Origin of the sequence: Mariprofundus sp. NF (assembly GCF_013387455.1) — a bacterium.
GTDB lineage: Bacteria > Pseudomonadota > Zetaproteobacteria > Mariprofundales > Mariprofundaceae > Mariprofundus.
Genome location: NZ_VWNC01000002.1, coordinates 192,658 through 210,463, shown reverse-complemented (window position 1 = coordinate 210,463; position 17,806 = coordinate 192,658). Strand labels below are relative to the sequence as shown.

Sequence of the window (17,806 nt, the reverse complement as noted above, 5' to 3'; positions counted from 1 at the left end):
TTTCATTGGGGTTTTGCAAAACCAAATGGAGCGGATAAGGGGAATCGAACCCCTGTCACAAGCTTGGGAAGCTTGGGTAATACCATTATACGATATCCGCGAATCATCTTGAAAGTAGGCGGCATGATGGCCTATCCCTGAATATTTGGAAACTACGTTTATTTGTTCCCGCTAGATGTCTACTTTCGGCCGCAAGCGGTCATTGGCGAACAACGGCTAAAGACCAAAAGAGGATATTCATTGCGCCTATTGACGGCCTGCTAAGGCAAGACCTTTTGCCATTTTTAAAAGCTACAGCTCCATTCATCCCATGGCTTTCCATTTGACAGCATGCCCGATTCGACGCGCGTGCGTGTTTCAACACTATAAATTGAACTGGGCCACTTTCGCATGTGCCCCTTGCCAAAACCAGCAATGCCCGTAATTCGGTAGTAGTCAGCAAGATCACGAAATGAAGGATTCTCCCACGCAAGCATTTGTGAGAGCTTTGAGATAAGAACCCCAATGGGGGTAAACTGCTCGATCTGTTGTTCATGCGCACTAGTGTGTCCGACATAAACTGTGGTTGCTGATCCATTCGGACCATATATCGGTGCCATAGTTGCCCAGTCAGGATCATGATGCGGCCCAATAAAAGTAATCTTCTTAGAGCTCCATGCACCAAGATCTGCGACACACAGAATATCTAGCAATTGGCGAGGATGAGTGACATGCAAATCATCAGTTTCTATTAAATTTTTCTTGATGTTTTCCTCGGGTGTGGAGCCCTCGCCTTTCCACGCATGCGAGTGAGCTAGTAGACCATACACAATAGGTGTATGTAATTCCCTGTACGGTGTTCCAGTACGCATTTGATAGAGGTTCTTGATTTTCGCGCAGTTCTCCATTGTTTTAGAAATATGTGACGCTTTCAGTGTTGTTTTACATTCAAATGCGGCAGCGACACCAGCAGCAAGATAGAGTTTCTTATTTAGGAGCTTCTTTGGATAGGAACCCTTCAAAACAAGCACATCAATTTGGGGGCTCGTTTCACCGGTTTCACTAATAATTCGCCCTTTGGTGACCACTTCATAGGTACGTGGAAGCCAGTCTCGTAGAAGTTCCGCCCAATTCTCTTCTCCCTGATCTCCCGCTGTACCAGGGTCCTCAGTCGCACGCATCTGTATGCGGTTGTACTCTGCATTCATGTCAGTGCTTATTTGATTCATGAAGTTGTATAAATCGTGTGATTTCTTATTAGACATTAACGTCATCCTGGTTTCTTTATCGCGTAGCTGGACGCTTATCATACACTATATCAGCCAGGCCCTCACAAAATTATTAAATACAAATAAAATATGGATGAATGCCCCTTTTTGGTCGAAAGCAGTCATTCGCATGAGCTCAAGATGCGGGTGATTGATATCAATGTCCCAATGAACAATTGACCCGCCTAAATCAGGGTTTCTTATGGTGCTTTATAGACTGTTGATAATAAAGAGTTTTTCTTGGCGGGTGCTAGTTTTCCAATGATGGTGTCCAATGAACTACCATTGTAAGACACCCGCTTAAGGCATTGAAAAAATGTTAAATGTGTATCAGGCCAGTTCAGGATGGTGCCAGAGCGTCTGTCCGTCACTCTCCTTGTGGATGCGCTGCATCATCGAAATGTGGGCTTCATGCTCATGGTCAGCGATAGGAGGTGTGCTACGCTTCATGAGATTTGCTGTTTCTGCTTTCTCATCGCGGCCTCTGGAGTGCTCGGGAAGCTGAACAAAGCTTGAGGCTGGCAGGCTTGGAATATCCATGCCGAGTGAGAACTGGCGGCCACCGGTCATGCCGAGATAGACCTCAGCTAGTAGCTCGGAATCAAGTAGAGCGCCATGCAACTCACGATGGCCGCGCTCTATTTCGTAACGGTCACACAGTGCATCCAGATTATTACGCTGATTCGGATGTTTTTTACGGGCAAAGGCGAGTGTGTCGATCACCTGAATATCCTGAATGTTCGGTAAATCGTTCAGGTGCAGCTCATGCATGATGAAACCAAGGTCAAATGAGGCGTTATGAATCACCAGTGTAGCTCCCTCAATAAAGTCGAGGAACTGTTGGGCGATGTCTCGGAATTTCGGTGCATGTTTGATCTTGGCATTATCAATGCCGTGGATGCGTACTACTTCTGCCGGAATATTCCGCTCAGGATTGATGTAGTGGTGAAAGACATGGTTGTCGCCGGAAAGTACTTTGCGATTAAGTACTTCAATCGCACCGATCTCAACCATGCGGTCGCCATTCAAGGGTGAAAGTCCTGTCGTTTCAGTATCAAGCATGATCAATCGCATGGCGGCAGTATAGCTCTCTTTGCCGTTCTGCCAATGCTGTTTTTTACTAAGTGTAGTGGTTTTAATGCATGCCAGACCCTGTATGTTGTTGTGAATAGGGACTTTTTGATGAAATAAACAGTCCGAATTCAGTCGGAAGGTGATCTGCCCGGCATCTGCTGCCCGGTTCCGGCAACAGCGTTACTCATATTACCAAGTATTCTGCTGGTGAGCTGCCGCATTATCTCTCCAGCAGTGACTCCTTCGCTTGAGACTCCGACATTATGCATCATAATTTTTGGCAGTCGTATGCGTTTGGGGCCTTTGCCTGTCGCCGGGGTGCGTAGTCTGGCCATCGATGTTTCAACAATGAGCTTGCGGATGATGAACTTTAGCGGAGAGCTGTGCTCTGACTTACGGTAGCGCTGCGCATGAATTTGGCGTTTCAATGTGTCGACATTGGAGATGCCGGCATCATTGATCTCATAAACTGCATCCGCCCCGCGAATCACGACCTCATTAAGAATAATGGGATTGATGGCTGTTTTCTCGGTGTTGATTCTGAATGTGATTTTGCCAAGCTGAATAATATTGGTATCACTAAAGCCTGGTGGGTTGGCAACTTTAATGCCTGCAATACTACCTCTGCCTCGCTGCCGGTCTGTTCGGATCTCTGCAACAGTGAGCTCCGTGGTGAGGACTTTAGATCCATGGCTCTGGATAATGGTTTGCAGCACACCATCCAGATTGTTCCACAGATAGATGCCTGCGGTGACAGTTAGCAGAATCACCGCAATCAAACCGAGCAAAAACTTTTTCATGGGTGACTTGCCACTACCGGACTGCTTTGCCGCAGCAGCGTTTACTCTTAAGGCCGCTGCCGCAGGGGCATGGACTATTGCGGCCAGCTTCACTGACATCACATGCTCCATCCAGATAACGCCAGTGGCCATCAACCTGCGCAAAGCGGCTGGTTTCATGCAGCGCCATAATCTTTGATCCCTCACGGAATCCGGCAATAAATTCGACTGTGTCAGTAGTAGCATGGACGATAGTAAGCCCGAGCCAGTCACTGCTGGTTGGTGAAACTTTCGATGGGCGAGTATCGGGATGCCAGCTGCTGTGAAGATATTTCCAGCAACCCTGCACATAGGCTGCGTAGCGTGAGCGCATCAGTGCCTCGGCAGTGGGGGCAGTAGCGCCGGCAATGATCGGCTCGCAGCAGTTGGCAAAGGTGTTGCCGCTGCCGCAGGGACAGACTTGGTAATCAGGCATCTGCCTCATCCGGATCGATAATATGGCGGACAATATCTTCTTCAGTGAAATTTTCGCCGCATACCGTTTTCTTCCGCAGGGAGATGCCCGCCGCATGTACGGAGTCCTTGCTGCCTGAAATCAGATGATGCCACGCAAACAGTGGTTTACCTTCATGCAGCAGGCGGTAGGCACAGCTCTCTGGCAGCCAGCTGTACTGCTGATCGGAAAAAGTGCGGATATCCATGCAGTCGGGCACAATGGTGGTGCGCTGCGGGTAATCGGTGCAGCGGCAGGTGTTGTCGTTAAACAGATGGCAGCGTATATCGGTGTAGAGGATTTCAGCGCTATCCTCATCCTCAAATTTCCATACACAGCAGCGTCCACAGCCATCACAGAGGCTTTCCCACTCGTCATCACTCATTTCAGCCGCACTTTTCTCTTTCCAGAACATGATAGCCCACCTTTGGCGGCCAACACTACCCACAATCCCCCACCAACAAAACCAAATGGAAGAGTTTCGTTGCAGATCAATAGCTTCCGCGTTTTTCTTCTCTAAATACATTTATTTATTTGTAGCTCGCAGGGGTGTGGCTCAATGGTTCTTCCGGTGTGGCAAGGGCTCAGGCGGGGTTGACAAGGGTTGAATGGTGGACAATATTGGCGATTGGTGGGGAAATGTGGGTAAGGTTTCCAATCAGTGGTAAGGGAGAGGATAGAAACAGATGTTTCAGGGTGAGTTCAGTAATAACATGGATGAGAAGGGGCGCGTAAGCATCCCTGCTGCATTTCGTGATGCGCTGAATAAATTTCATGCAGATGGCCAGTTGATTATTACGCGTTCGCATAACACACCGTGTTTAGTCGCCTATCCAACGCGTGAATGGAAACGTCTGCAATCCGTGATTAATGAGATGCCTGCAGAGGTTAGACCCCATTTCAAACGAATAGTTGTCATGCCGTCACAGGTGTTTACGCCTGACAGACAGGGACGTATTTTATTGGCAGGCGTACTTCGTGAGCATGCCGGTCTGTCCCGTGTTGTTCATTTTGCCGGAATCGGTGGAACTTTCGAGATTTGGGATAAGGATAAACTGGATGATCAGATGAAATCCAGTTTTGAGGCAGTGCAGAATTTCGCACTGGATATGTAATGTGGGCGGCGACAACAGCTATGCCGAACACATCCCAGTCCTCCGCGACGCCTTTATTGAAGCGATGCTTACCGATGCCGATGGATCTTACGTTGATTGCACCTTCGGGCGCGGCGGACACAGCCGCGAGCTGCTTGCAAGACTCTCAGAAAAAGGGCGCTTGCTTGCCATCGACCGCGATCCTGAAGCTATTGCAGAGGGAGAGAGGCTTGCAGCCGAGGACTCCCGCTTCTCCATCGTACATGCAGATTTCGCACGCCTTGGTGAAACCCTTGATGAGATGGGGTGGTCCCAAGTGAGTGGTATCGGTTTCGATCTCGGTGTCTCTTCGCCGCAGGTGGACAATGCAGAGCGTGGTTTTTCATTCCAGAAGGATGGGCCGCTGGATATGCGTATGGACTCATCCTCAGGTCAGCCGCTCTCCAGGTTATTGGAGCGCATCTCCGAGCGTGAACTGGCTGACATTATCTATCGCTTTGGTGATGAACGCCACTCGCGCCGCATCGCCAGATCTATCCTCAAGGCAAAACAAGAGGGTAAGCTCAATACAACCTCCGATCTGGAGAATATCTGCTTCCATGCTACGCCGAAGCAGGGGCGCCACGGCGGCGCACACCCTGCCACGCGAACCTTTCAGGCGCTGCGCATCTGGGTTAATGAAGAGATGAATCAGATTGATGAGGGGTTGAAGGCTGCTGTTGCCCACCTCAAACCGGGCGGCCGACTGGCGGTGATCTCGTTTCACTCAGGTGAAGATCGTCGCGTACGTGATTTTATCGAAGATCAGGTGCATCCATGTAAATGTCCACCACAGATGCCGATGTGCGTGTGTGGGAAAACGCCCTCCATGCGCTGGCTGCAGAAGAAACCTGTTCGCCCGAGTCAGGACGAGATCGATCTCAATCCGCGTTCACGCTCCTCATTGATGCGTGTGGCTGAGCGTCTCTCCGAATCCGAAGGCAAGAAGTTGGCCGGTTACAGCGTGGCTGATCTCTGATGGCCTCCTTTCTCAAACCGTGGCTGCTGGTGCCGGTTCTCGCCGGAGTGCTCTCCGCAGGTCAGATATGGGTCTCTCACCTTCGTTATGAGTTATCTCTGGAGACGCAGCGTTTGAATGCCGAAAAGCAGGATGCCCTTGGGCAGGCCAGCAAGCTTCGTCTTGAGCTTGCCAGCATGACCCGCCCAGAGCGGCTGCGTCAGCTGGCGCAGCAGAAGCTGGGCATGGCGCCTCCCAAACCAGATCAGGTGGTGAATCCGTGAGCGACAAGCAGCAGGTTTTTGTTCGCCGCCGCATCGAAGCGGTAGCAGGGCTGCTGGCGCTGGGAATGGTGCTGCTGCTGGTGCGTGCAGTTGATCTGCAGTGGTTGCAGGCTGATTATCTGACATCACTGGCTGAGAAGCAGCGTTATCGCCAATTCACCGCGGTTGCGCCTCGTGGTGCCATCCTCGACAGTAAAAGCCGCACCCTTGCTGAGAGTGTGGAGACACCATCGATTGCTGCCATGGCCGATGAAGTGCCTGCAGAGCGCATAGCGGATCTGGCTCGTGCGCTGGGTCTGTCGAGCAAAAAAGTAGAGCGCAAGCTGAAAAAGCGTCACGGCTTTGTCTGGTTGGCGCGTCAGGTTCCACCGATGATCGCAGAAAAGGTGATGGCTCTGAATATTCCCGGCGTGCGCATGGAGAAAGAGTGGCGCCGTTATCATCCACTTGGCCCTGAAACCGGTCATCTGCTCGGCTTTGTCGGTATTGATGGTAAAGGATTGGAGGGGGCTGAGCTAAGCTGGAATAGTACTTTAACCGGAGAGCCGGGCATTCGTCAGGTGCGCCGCGATGCGCGCGGCCACTCTCTGCCCGATGGTTCATGGTTACGTGAACCTGCGCCTGGAAAATCTATTAAGCTGACCATCGATGCATCGATTCAAAGTGTTGCTTATGCTGCACTTGCTGATGGTGTTCGCCATCAGAATGCCAAGGGCGGATCGGTAGTTGTGCTGCGTCCTGCGGATGGGGCGATTCTGGCGATGGCCAACTGGCCCGGATATAACCCTAATAATTTCCGCAATTTCAAACCCGGACAGTGGCGTAACCGTGCCGTCACCGATGTCTTTGAACCCGGTTCAACCTTGAAACCATTCTCTGTCGCGGCGGCACTCACCTCCGGAAAATGGAAACCCGACTCCATTGTCTATTGTGAAAAGGGGTCGATGCAGGTTGCCGATTATACTATTAAGGATGATCACCCTGAGGGGTGGCTCGATCTGACCGGCATCATTGTTAAATCAAGTAATATCGGAGTGGCCAAGCTGGCACTCGATATCGGCCCCGAACCGCTGTATGAGATGTTAAGCAGTGCGGGATTCGGGCAACGAAGCAGGATGGGGTTAGGCGGAGAATCGCCTGGCATTGTACTATCCTCTGAGCGGTGGGGTCCTGTTGAAACGGCCAACATCGCTTTCGGACAAGGTATCGCCGTTACGCCGTTGCAACTTGCAGCGGCCTTTTCCGTTTTAGCGAATGAGGGTCTGTACGTGGCGCCAAGGCTGCTTGCAAATGATATGCAGGCTGCGCAAAACGCATCGCACAGAGTGATGCAGGCATCGGTAGCACGCCAGGTGATGAGCATGCTTGAGTATGCCACAAGTGCAGATGGCACAGGTTCAAAGGCCGTGCCGGTAGGCTATCGTGTAGCTGGCAAAACAGGCACCGCCCAGAAGCCGGATGAGCGGGGTCGTTACAGTAAGGACAAATATACGGCGGTGTTTGCAGGCGTCGCACCGGTTGATAATCCGCAGCTGGTCATTGTGGTGGTGATCGATGAGCCGCAGAAGAGCATGTATGGCGGCCAGGTTGCCGCACCTATTTTCCGACAGGTGGCAGAGAGTGCACTGCCTTATCTCGGTGTGCCTGCAGAGATGAAAAACCATGGTCCATGGCAAGCTATGGAGGTTGCTGTTGCAGCGCCCGCTTATGAAGCTGAAAGCACCTATGGCATGTCGATGCGTGAGGTGCGCCGTTTTGCCGCCAGCCGCGGCCTGCGTCTGCATGTGCACGGTTCAGGCTGGGTAACACGCCAGAAGCCTGCCAATGTGGTGGCGTTGAATAGCAACGAATCACTTGAGGTGTGGTTAAATGAGTAATCAACCCCATGCAACAGCTCTGGAAGAGGGCTTCTCATTGCAGCAGCTGGCTGAGGGGCTTGGCAGCCTTGAACTCGATGGCGCTGATGATGTGATGATCATGGGTATCTGTGATGACTCACGTCAGGCCAAGCCGGGTTATGCCATGTTATGTCTGCCACGCGCCGCTGCACAGGCCGATGCTTATGCCGAAGCGGCCAATGCGCAGGGTGCAACGGCCATTATCAGTGTTGGCATGAGCGTAAAAACAGAGCTTCCTCAGCTTCATCTTGAATCGATGCAGCAGGCAGGCGCACTGCTTCGCCGGCTGTTTAAAACCGAACAGGCTGGCGCCCACCTTTATGGTGTGACCGGCACCGATGGCAAAACCAGTGTGGCCTGGATGTTGCGTGAGGCACTCACTCGCTATCAGACGCGCCCGGTCTGGAGCACCGGCACACTGGGCTGGATGCGCTCACCTGATGATATTTGTGATATCGGTAATACCACGCCGTCACTATTGACCATGCATGCAATGCTGACTGCCGCCTGCCTTGAGGATGTGCACTCGGTGGTGTGTGAGGTCTCTTCACACGGCATTGCCCAGCAGCGTATTGCAGGCATGGATTTCAGAACGGCGATCTGGACCAATATGGGTCACGATCATCTGCAGGATCATGGTGGTTATGGCCCCTACCTGGCAACCAAGGCCGGTTTTATCCGTGATGCCGCAGCGCATGGCGGCAATGTGATTGCCAATGCCGATCATGCCGATATCCGCGAACTGGCACCGGAGTTGGCCTGCTGGTATGGCCACGGCCTGTTTCGTGATGATGTTGACCTGGCCTGGGAGCAGGAGCTGCCCGGTCTGCTGCGTCTGCGTAGCAATGGCGAAGAGGTGGTGATTGAGGATGTCCCTCTGGGTGATTTTCATGCCGAAAATGTGGCCTGTACGGCACTTTCGCTGATGACTTCACAGGGGGTTGCGCTGCAGGAGTTGCCTGAACTGCTCACCGGCATCACCGCGCCTCCGGGCCGCATGCAGGATGTGCTGGCCGGATTCGGACAGGTCTTTATCGATTATGCACATACCCCTGAAGCACTGGAGAGCTGTCTGAAAGCAGCACGCAAACTGGCACGCAATCGCCTGATTGTAGCCTTTGGCTGTGGTGGTGAACGTGACCGTGAAAAACGGCCGCAGATGGGTGAAATTGCCTCTGAACTGGCTGATGTGGTCTGGATTACTTCGGATAATCCACGTGGCGAGTTGCCGGCAGTCATCGCATCGGAGATCGAGTTCGGCATGGTGCAGCCATACCATGCCGAAGTGCATCTGCAGCTGGATCGGGAGCAGGCGATTGCCGAGGCGATCGAAGCTGTCGAAGAGGGTGATATTCTGATTATTGCCGGTAAGGGGCATGAGGCCTACATGGAGGTATGCGGCAGGCGCCAGCCATGGAGTGATGCCGATATCGCCGAGTCCTATCTGCAGAAGAAAAACATGAGCCCGGATCTTCGTAGCGCGGAGGCCAACTGATGCGCCTGAGCGGAGCTGAGATTCAACATGCCACTAACGGCAGCTGGCACGGCGCTGTGCCCGAGATGATCAGCTCGGTTGTGACTGATACACGCAGTTTTGCCGCGGGTGAGGCATTTCTTGCATTGCGTGGGCCGAGCTTTGATGGCCATAACTTTGCTGCATCTGTGGCTGATCGGGCGGTGGCTCTGATCGGTGATAGTGAAGGTGTAAAACGTTGGCGTGATCTGGATAACAGTAAGCTTGAGGTGAATGATACCCTGCAGGCACTCGGTGATATTGCCCATGCATGGCGCAACCGCCTTGCGCAGACGACCGTGATTGCCATTACCGGCTCGTTTGGCAAAACCAGTCTGCGCTCGCTTCTGGAGAGTGGTTTCACTGCTCTGGGCGTGAAGATCGCAGCAACGCGTGCCAATCTGAATAATCTGATCGGTGTGCCACAGACGTTGCTGGCGGTGCCTATTGATGCCGATGTTGCAGTGATTGAGTGCGGCATCAGTGAAACCGGTGAGATGGCGCGGCTTGCAGCGATGGTACAGCCCGATATTGCCATCCTGACAGGTATGACTGCTGCCCACGCAGAGGGGCTTGGCGGACTTGCCGGTGTGGTGAGAGAGAAATCGCTGCTGCTTGGGCAGCTGAAAGAGGGCGGCTGGTGCGGTTTGGGTAGCGGTGTTTCTGTATTGCTTGAAACCAACAATATTAACAGGCCGGCAGAGAGCCTCTCGATGGATGATGAATCCAGCGCTGATGCGGTCTGCTGGCAGCTGGTTGGCCGTGAACTGCTGATGAGCTGGCAGGGACAGGAGGCTTCAATGACGTTGGTACTGCCCGCACTGCACTGGGCTGCCAATATCGCTTTTGCCGCTTCAATTATATTGCGCCATATCAACTGCAGTCGGGAGCTCTCTCTTGCTGAAGTCGTCACTGCCCTCTCCGACTGGCAACCGCCAGCGGGCCGCATGCAACCGTGCGAAGGTGTTAATGGCTCACTTGTGCTGGATGACTGTTACAACGCCAATCCTGTTTCGATGCAGGCGGCGATTGATACGCTGCGCGGGCTTGATGGTGGTCGTATTGCCATTCTCGGCGATATGGCGGAACTGGGTGCAGGCTCGGATGATGCACATGCCGCTATCAATCTTGATGGCCTTGACCGGGTCTACCTGATTGGCAGTTCTATGCGATTGCTGGCTGAGAAGAGTCCGCAGGCCCGCTGGTTTGCCACCACAGCCGATGCCGTACTGGCACTGGCAGATGAGTCATTTGCGGCGGGAGATACAATTTTGATTAAAGCTTCGCGTTCGATGGCACTGGAATCGATTGTGCGTCTGCTCTGCAGGCAGGAGGCCGCCCATGCTCTATAATCTCCTCTATCCGCTGGCCGATCAGTTCTCTTTCTTTAATCTGTTTCAGTACATCACCTTCCGTACCGTTTATGCGCTGGTCACCTCGCTGGTGATCTGCTGGGTATTCGGCCCGTGGTTCATCAAACATTTGAAATCACAGCAGGGTAAAGGGCAACCGATCCGTGATGACGGGCCGCAGACGCATCTGATCAAGCAGGGTACACCAACCATGGGTGGTCTGCTGATTCTCATCGCTTTAACCATCACCACCCTGCTCTGGGCAGATTTGACCAACGGCTTCATCTGGCTGGCACTGTTGGTGACACTCGGTTATGGCCTGATCGGCTGGCTGGATGACTACCTGAAAATTATGCGCAGTAATCCCAAAGGCTTGGCCGGACGCTGGAAATTGCTGTTGCAACTACTCTTCGGCGGCATAGCTGCTGCGGGCTTGTGGATGATGACCGACCCGATTGTCGATATTCCCTTCTTTAATATGCAGTGGGATATGGGTTGGTTCTATCCGGTATTCGTGGTGTTTGTGCTGGTCGGTTCATCCAATGCGGTGAATCTGACCGATGGTCTGGACGGCCTTGCCGTAGCGCCAACCTTTATGGTTGCCAGCTCTCTGGCTGTGGTGGTTTATCTGGCCGGTCACGCCAAGTTCTCTGCCTATCTGATGATCCCTTTTGTGCCCGGAGCAGGAGAGCTGGCAGTATTCTGTGGTGCGCTGGTCGGGGCATGTCTTGGTTTCCTCTGGTTCAATACCTATCCGGCACAGGTGTTTATGGGTGATGTCGGAGCCCTATCCCTGGGTGGTGCGCTCGGCTTTGTCGCCTGTGCAGTACACCAGCAGTTTCTACTGGCCATCGCCGGTGGCCTGTTTGTGCTGGAGGCTGTATCGGTAATGGTGCAGGTGGCCAGTTTTAAAATGACCGGTAAACGCGTTTTCCGTATGGCGCCGATCCATCACCACTATGAGTTGAAGGGGTGGCCGGAGCCCAAGGTGATCGTACGCTTCTGGATTATCTCGATTCTGCTTGCGCTGGTGGCGCTCTCCACCCTGAAGATTCGATGAACGCCCAGGATCTGCATATGAGTGATGATCAGCTGACAGCAGTCATCGGCATGGGTAAAACCGGTCAGGCGGCAGCGGCTTTTCTACTGCGCCACGGTATGCGCTGTGAAGCCTTTGATGAGAAGAAGGTCTTGCTGCCGCAGGAGCTGGATATACCGCTACATATCGGAAAATTGAAAGCGGCTGCGCTAAAACGTTTCTCCCGCATTATTGTCAGTCCGGGCATCAACTGGAACCATCCGGCGCTGGTTGACGTGCGCGCCAGTGGTATGCCTGTATACGGTGATCTGGAGCTGTTCTGCGAGTACTACCGTGGTGATACCATTGCCATTACCGGAACCAATGGCAAAACAACAACAGTCTCCCTGATCAGTACCATGCTTGATACACTGGCTGGTGGCATTGAAGTCGGTGGCAATATAGGCACGCCGATGCTCGATCTGTTAGGCGATGAAGACCCTGTGCGTATTGTTCTGGAGCTCTCCAGCTTCCAGCTTGAGCGCGCCAGCCCGATTCGTCCGCGCTGGGCGGCACTGCTGAACATTCAACCCGACCATGCCGATATGCATGTCGATGAGGCCGCTTACCGGGCAGCCAAACTGCGTCTGTTTGCAAGGCAGGGTGAAGGCGATAAAGCGATGCTGCCTGCTGATAGTGAATGGGATGGGCTGGCTGCAGAGCTGAAGGGGCGCGGTGTTTATGTGCGCCGCTTTGGTGTTGGTGCACCTGAGATGCTGGATTGCGGTGTGCAACTGCTGGAAGATGGTTCGTGGCGTCTGTTCTGGCACCACTACCATATTGCTGAGTTTATCTCCTCTGATGATCTGCCATCCAAAGGCATGCATCAGCATATCAATCTTGCCGTGGCTGCGCAGGCAGCTACCGATTACGGGGTCTCTGCCAGCGTGGTACATCAGGCACTGACCTCTTTCAGAGGACTGCCGCACCGCTTGCAGTCACTCGGCATTGTGGCCGGGCGCGAGTGGTTTAACGACTCCAAGGCAACCAACCCGGATGCGGCTATCGCAGCCATTCAATCCTTTCATCAGGTGATCTGGATCTGTGGTGGCCTGCGTAAGGGGCTGGATGTCTCGGTCTTAAAGGACGCCGTCTCTAGCCATGTCGAGCATATCTATGTTATCGGCAAAGATCCTAAAGCGTTTGTCGAGCTGGCAGAAAAAGCCGGTGTGCCGGTTACCTTTGTCAAAACAGTTGATCAGGCGGTCAAGCAGGCGGCTAAGGCGCAACAGGGCTTGCCGGTTCTGCTCTCTCCCGCAGCGGCCAGTCAGGATCAGTTCAGTGATTATGCCGAACGCGGCAGTGCCTTTGTCGATGCTGTCAAAGCGCTGGAGGTGAAGGCATGAGTGTGAAAGCAGCCAAACGCCTTGCGCCGCCCGATCCGATTCTCACCGGCTGTGTGTTGGCACTACTGGCTTTCAGCGTGTTGATGGTCTACAGCACCAGCATCTCTGTGGCTGAAGTGCGTTACAATGATCCGCTGCGCATTATCAGCCACTGGCTTGTCTATATTCCGATAGGACTGCTGTTGATGTGGTTTGTTTCACGTGTGGATGTGACCTGGTGGCGTGCGATTGCCCTACCGGTTCTAGGTGTTGCTGTACTGATGATGATTGCCGTGCTGGTACCGGGAATAGGGCGTGAGATCAACGGGGCCCAGCGCTGGTTCTCGCTGTTGGGGCTGACACTGCAGCCGGTTGAGATACTTAAACCTGCCATCGTCATCTATATGGCCTATTACATGGGCTCATTTCCAGATCGTCTGCACAGCTTCTCAAGTGGTCTGGCGCCGATGCTGGTAGTTCTGATGTGTTCACTGGCGATGCTTCTGCTGCAGCCTGATTTTGGTAGTTCAGCGCTGCTGTTTGCCGTCTGTTTCTCCATGTGGTTTGTCGGTGGTGTGCCGATTCGCCATCTGGCACTGCTGCTACTTACCTTCTTGCCGCTGGCTGTGGTTGTTCTGATTGCTGAACCCTACCGTTTGCAGCGCCTGACCAGCTTCCTTGAGCCATGGAATGATCCCTATGGCAGCGGTTATCAGCTGATCCAGTCGATGATCGCCTTTGGCAGTGGTGGTCTGGTTGGAACCGGAGTCGGTCAGGGTGTTCAGAAGCTCTTCTACCTGCCGGAAGTGTTTACCGACTTTATCTCGGCCAGTATTGGCGAAGAGCTGGGGCTGCTTGGTATCGTAGCACTGATTCTGCTCTTTGCACTGCTGCTGGGGCGCGGTATCTGGCTGGCAATTCAGTGTGAGGAGATGTTTTCACGCCTGCTTATTCTCGGTTGCGTTATGATTCTCGGCCTCGCCTTCATCATTAATCTCGGTGCTGCCATGGGGCTGCTGCCTACCAAAGGTATGCCGATGCCGTTTGTCTCTTATGGTGGTAGTGCACTGATCGGGGAATGTCTGTTGATCGGTCTGATTCTATCTGTGCAGCGCCACAGCTCGGGTAATCAGCGCCTGCCACGGCAGGCACCCGTGAAGAGACAATCCAGATCTAAACCAGTGATCAAACGTAAAGCTAAAGTCCAGGAGCCAGTCATGGAACCTATGGATGAAGGGCTGGAGCATCTGTTTTGAGTAACACGCCTGTTCTCTGTATCGCCGGTGGTGGAACCGGAGGTCACGTCATGCCTGCACTGGCATTGGCGGATGCGGCGCGTAGCCGCTGGCCAGCCTTGCGTGTGAACTTTATCGGTGCCGAGCGTGGACTTGAGGCGAAACTGTTACCTGAACGTGGTGAGTCCGTGCTGCTGCTTGCGATGCATGGCGTGAAAGGTGCCGGTTTTGTGCAGCGCCTGCGTGTATTGCTGTGGGAACTTCCCAAAGCGGTGCTGCAGATTCGCAGATCATGGCGTGATCAGCAGCCTGACCTGCTGGTTGGCGTGGGTGGTTACGCAAGCATTTCAGGTGTTTTAGCAGCCCTTCTGAGCCGGATTCCGGTTGTGCTCTATGAACAGAATGCGATGCCGGGACTGGTGAACAGAACACTGGCCCGCTTCTGCCGTCGTATCATGCTCGGCTTTGCCGAGGCATCGCATCATCTCTCATCCGGCGTTAGTCACGCGGTGACCGGCAATATTGTTCGTGATGTGATTGCTGAAGTGCAGTGGCAGCCACACACGCCACCTAAACTGCTGGTGATGGGCGGCTCCCAGGGCGCGCTGGTGCTTAATCGCACGATACCGCAAGCATGTGCACAGCTGATCAGAGAGGGGCGCGAGTTCACGGTCTGTCATGTGGCGGGCAAGGATGAAGTGGCGCGCAGTGAGGCAGAGCGAATATACAGCGAGGCAGGTATCAGAGCCGAGGTGCTCGGTTTTTGTGATGATATGGCCGCTTTTTATGCTTCAGGTGATCTGATGATTGCTCGATCCGGTGCGATGAGTGTGACTGAGGCTGCCATATCCGGTATGCCGAGCCTGTTTGTGCCACTGCCGCATGCTGCTGATGATCATCAGCGCTTTAATGCCCAGAGCCTGGCTGATGCGGGTGGCGCGCGTCTGCTGGTGCAGTCCGAGATGACTCACGAAACAGTGGCGGCAGCACTGGATGCATTGATGTTTGATCAGAGCGAACTTACCCGCATGTCTCAGGCTGCCAGAGCCTGGGCACCTTTTGATGCCAGAGAGAAGCAACTGGATGTGCTGGCGGAATTTTTGCCCGATTGTGGAGAAAAGCTATGAAGATGCGTGTGCAGCATATTCACCTGATCGGTATCGGCGGTATCGGCATGAGCGGTATTGGCGAGCTGCTGTTTAATCAGGGTTTTAAGGTGCAGGGTAGTGATGTGGCTGAGAGCCAGAATGTCAGGCGCCTGCGCAGCCTCGGTATTGAGGTTGCCATCGGCCATGCGGCGGAGAATCTGGGTGATGCGCAGGTGGTGGTGGTCTCTTCTGCCATCGATAGCCGCAATCCGGAAATTGCTGCGGCCCATCTGCAGGGCATTCCGGTGATTCCGCGCGCCGAAATGCTGGCTGAATTGATGCGTATGAAACAGGGCGTAGCTGTGGCAGGCAGCCATGGCAAAACCACCATGACCTCACTGATTGCTCATGGTATGGAAGCGGCAGGCCTTGATCCGACCTATATTATCGGTGGCCGCCTTACCGCCACAGGTAGCAATGCCCGTTTGGGAGCCAGTCCATGGCTGGTTGCAGAGGCCGATGAGAGTGACGGCTCCTTCCTGCGTTTGAGTCCTACCATCGCCGTGGTCAGCAATATCGATCCTGAACATCTTGATCACTACGGAGATTTTGAAACACTGCTGGAAGCGTTCCACACCTTTGTCTCACTGGTACCATTTTACGGGCTGGTTGTTCTGCATCACGAGCATCCGAATGTGGCGGCACTGCGTGAGCGGTTGCATAAGCCGGTGACCACCTATGGCAGCAGTCCACAGGCCGATATCCATCTTCTGGAGAGCAGGGCTGATAGCGAAGGGCAGGTGTTCCGCGCAGCCAGCCGTGAGCTGGGGCCACTTGGCGAGTTCAGACTGCCTATGCCGGGCAGGCATAACGCTGAGAATGCGCTGGCCGCAATCACCGTGCTGCTGGATCTGGGTATCGACATTGAGACCATCCGCAGCTCTCTTGCCAGCTTTGAAGGTATTCAGCGCCGTTTCCAGCGCAGCCGCATCGGCGAGGGTGTGCTGGTTGATGATTACGCCCACCATCCCAAAGAGGTGATGGCAACACTTCAGGCCGCGCGCGACTGCTGGCCTGATCGCCAGATGACAGTGATTTTCCAACCGCACCGATTCAGTCGTACCCGTGATCTGATGGATGAGTTTATGGGCGCATTTGATAATGCCAACGATGTGGCACTACTGCCGATCTATGCCGCCAGTGAGTCGGAGATCGCAGGTGTCAGCAGTCAGAGTCTGATGGAAGGGATGGCTGTGCGTGGTCATCGTGGCGTTTCGTTGCTTGCAGATCTGCAAGAGGGGCATGCATTGGCCAATACTGCACTGCAACGTGGTGATATTGTGCTGCTGATGGGCGCCGGCTCTATCGGCACTCTGGCTCAGCAGCTGCGTGATGAGGCTGCAGCATGATGGCCTCGCAGATTGATGACCTGCAGCTGGTCCCGCCGGTGCTAGAAGATGCATGGGTGACACCGTTGGCTGGTCTTGGCGCGCTGCGTGAACAGGAGTCGATGGCACGCCACACCACCCTTGGTGTCGGCGGCCCTGCCCGCTGGTTTTTCCGGCCTGCTGATCGTGCCGCCCTCGCCAGTGCCGTAGCGCTCTGCCCTGAGGATGTTCCGATTCTGCCGCTTGGACGTGGCAGTAATATGCTGGTGCCCGATTTCGGCATCAATGCACTGGTGGTTGATCTCAGTGAGCTTAATGCATCCCATATCGAAGGATGTCTGGTGCATGCCGAGGCGGGTGTGCGCATGAGTCGTCTGGCCCGCCAGTGCGCTGAGCACGGGCTCTCCGGTTGTGAGTTTATGGCTACCGTGCCCGGTGATATCGGTGGCGGCGTGGCGATGAATGCAGGCTGCTTCTCGCAGCAGGTTTCCGATGTCTTAACCCACATTGAGGTGATGCTGCGCAGTGGTGAGGTCGTTGAGATCGATGCGGCTGATCTGCAGATGGATTACCGCCACACCGTGCTGCCGCCGCAGAGTCTGGTGATCAATGCCTGTTTTGAACTGCGTCCGGATCATCCTGATCAGATTCGTGAACGGATGCGCACCATGCGTTCCCGTCGCAGTGCAACCCAGCCTCTGGCCCTGCCGAACTGCGGTTCAGTGTTCAAGAATCCTGACGGTGACCATGCCGCACGTCTGATTGAAGCGGCAGGTTTGAAAGGTTTTGCTATCGGTGGTGCCCGCATCTCAGACCAGCATGCTAATTTTATTGTTAATGAGGGTGAGGCGAGCAGTGCCGATATTGTTGCCCTCATAGACCGCGCCCAGCGCGTGGTGAAAGAGAAATTCGAGATCGAACTGGAGACAGAAGTGCGCATGGTGGGTGAGTGGCTGTGAAT

Annotated in this window: 17 protein-coding genes and 1 tRNA gene; 12 read left to right on the top strand and 6 right to left on the bottom strand. The window is 53.9% G+C overall.

Annotation, left to right across the window (positions count from 1 at the left end):
- Positions 1-26 precede the first annotated feature (26 nt).
- The 6 genes from F3F96_RS03880 to F3F96_RS03855 all read right to left on the bottom strand — a co-directional run bounded on the left by F3F96_RS03880 (position 27) and on the right by F3F96_RS03855 (position 4,008).
- Positions 27-100, bottom strand: a tRNA-Gly gene (locus F3F96_RS03880).
- Between the two features lie 184 nt (positions 101-284).
- Positions 285-1,244 carry a DUF6602 domain-containing protein gene (locus tag F3F96_RS03875; RefSeq protein WP_176961940.1) on the bottom strand — a complete coding sequence of 320 codons (960 nt, stop codon included), beginning with the start codon at positions 1,242-1,244 and terminating at the stop codon, positions 285-287.
- 333 nt (positions 1,245-1,577) lie between these two features.
- A complete protein-coding gene (gene dnaQ, locus F3F96_RS03870; RefSeq protein WP_176961939.1) occupies positions 1,578-2,321 on the bottom strand; it encodes a DNA polymerase III subunit epsilon in 744 nt (247 codons plus the stop codon).
- Between the two features lie 128 nt (positions 2,322-2,449).
- Positions 2,450-3,220: a hypothetical protein gene (locus F3F96_RS03865; RefSeq protein ID WP_176961938.1), complete on the bottom strand. Its 771-nt coding sequence runs from the start codon at positions 3,218-3,220 to the stop codon at positions 2,450-2,452.
- Positions 3,135-3,575 (bottom strand): YchJ family protein, encoded by a 441-nt coding sequence (locus F3F96_RS03860; protein ID WP_176961937.1) that lies wholly within the window; start codon positions 3,573-3,575, stop codon positions 3,135-3,137. The genes F3F96_RS03865 and F3F96_RS03860 overlap by 86 nt, the downstream gene beginning before the upstream one ends.
- Positions 3,568-4,008 carry a YcgN family cysteine cluster protein gene (locus F3F96_RS03855; RefSeq protein WP_176961936.1) on the bottom strand — a complete coding sequence of 147 codons (441 nt, stop codon included), beginning with the start codon at positions 4,006-4,008 and terminating at the stop codon, positions 3,568-3,570. The genes F3F96_RS03860 and F3F96_RS03855 overlap by 8 nt, the downstream gene beginning before the upstream one ends.
- A gap of 271 nt (positions 4,009-4,279) precedes the next feature.
- Between F3F96_RS03855 and F3F96_RS03850 the strand changes: the two genes are divergently transcribed.
- From F3F96_RS03850 to murB, 12 genes are read left to right on the top strand one after another with little or no spacing between them, the layout of a single operon-like run.
- Positions 4,280-4,708 carry a division/cell wall cluster transcriptional repressor MraZ gene (locus tag F3F96_RS03850; RefSeq protein ID WP_176961935.1) on the top strand — a complete coding sequence of 143 codons (429 nt, stop codon included), beginning with the start codon at positions 4,280-4,282 and terminating at the stop codon, positions 4,706-4,708.
- Position 4,709: 1 nt separating this feature from the next.
- A complete protein-coding gene (gene rsmH, locus F3F96_RS03845; RefSeq protein ID WP_370465497.1) occupies positions 4,710-5,705 on the top strand; it encodes a 16S rRNA (cytosine(1402)-N(4))-methyltransferase RsmH in 996 nt (331 codons plus the stop codon).
- On the top strand, positions 5,705-5,968 hold the full coding sequence (ftsL, locus tag F3F96_RS03840) for a cell division protein FtsL (protein ID WP_176961934.1): 264 nt from the start codon (positions 5,705-5,707) through the stop codon (positions 5,966-5,968). The genes rsmH and ftsL overlap by 1 nt, the downstream gene beginning before the upstream one ends.
- Positions 5,965-7,845: a penicillin-binding transpeptidase domain-containing protein gene (locus F3F96_RS03835; protein ID WP_176961933.1), complete on the top strand. Its 1,881-nt coding sequence runs from the start codon at positions 5,965-5,967 to the stop codon at positions 7,843-7,845. The genes ftsL and F3F96_RS03835 overlap by 4 nt, the downstream gene beginning before the upstream one ends.
- Positions 7,838-9,361 (top strand): Mur ligase family protein, encoded by a 1,524-nt coding sequence (locus tag F3F96_RS03830; protein WP_176961932.1) that lies wholly within the window; start codon positions 7,838-7,840, stop codon positions 9,359-9,361. The genes F3F96_RS03835 and F3F96_RS03830 overlap by 8 nt, the downstream gene beginning before the upstream one ends.
- Positions 9,361-10,731, top strand: a complete 1,371-nt coding sequence (gene murF / locus F3F96_RS03825) for a UDP-N-acetylmuramoyl-tripeptide--D-alanyl-D-alanine ligase (protein WP_176961931.1) — start codon at positions 9,361-9,363, stop codon at positions 10,729-10,731. Before F3F96_RS03830 ends, murF begins: the two co-directional genes overlap by 1 nt.
- Positions 10,721-11,791 (top strand): phospho-N-acetylmuramoyl-pentapeptide-transferase, encoded by a 1,071-nt coding sequence (mraY, locus tag F3F96_RS03820; protein ID WP_176961930.1) that lies wholly within the window; start codon positions 10,721-10,723, stop codon positions 11,789-11,791. The genes murF and mraY overlap by 11 nt, the downstream gene beginning before the upstream one ends.
- The gene (gene murD / locus F3F96_RS03815) at positions 11,704-13,155 is read left to right on the top strand and encodes a UDP-N-acetylmuramoyl-L-alanine--D-glutamate ligase (RefSeq protein ID WP_370465496.1); all 1,452 of its coding nucleotides are present in this window, start codon (positions 11,704-11,706) and stop codon (positions 13,153-13,155) included. Before mraY ends, murD begins: the two co-directional genes overlap by 88 nt.
- Positions 13,152-14,390 (top strand): putative lipid II flippase FtsW, encoded by a 1,239-nt coding sequence (gene ftsW, locus F3F96_RS03810; RefSeq protein WP_176961929.1) that lies wholly within the window; start codon positions 13,152-13,154, stop codon positions 14,388-14,390. The genes murD and ftsW overlap by 4 nt, the downstream gene beginning before the upstream one ends.
- Positions 14,387-15,496: an undecaprenyldiphospho-muramoylpentapeptide beta-N-acetylglucosaminyltransferase gene (murG, locus tag F3F96_RS03805; protein WP_176961928.1), complete on the top strand. Its 1,110-nt coding sequence runs from the start codon at positions 14,387-14,389 to the stop codon at positions 15,494-15,496. Before ftsW ends, murG begins: the two co-directional genes overlap by 4 nt.
- Positions 15,493-16,866, top strand: coding sequence for a UDP-N-acetylmuramate--L-alanine ligase (gene murC, locus F3F96_RS03800; RefSeq protein WP_176961927.1), 1,374 nt, complete (start codon positions 15,493-15,495; stop codon positions 16,864-16,866). Before murG ends, murC begins: the two co-directional genes overlap by 4 nt.
- Complete coding sequence (murB, locus tag F3F96_RS03795; protein ID WP_241697640.1) at positions 16,863-17,804, top strand: UDP-N-acetylmuramate dehydrogenase; 942 nt, start codon at positions 16,863-16,865, stop codon at positions 17,802-17,804. Before murC ends, murB begins: the two co-directional genes overlap by 4 nt.
- Positions 17,805-17,806: the final 2 nt, after the last annotated feature.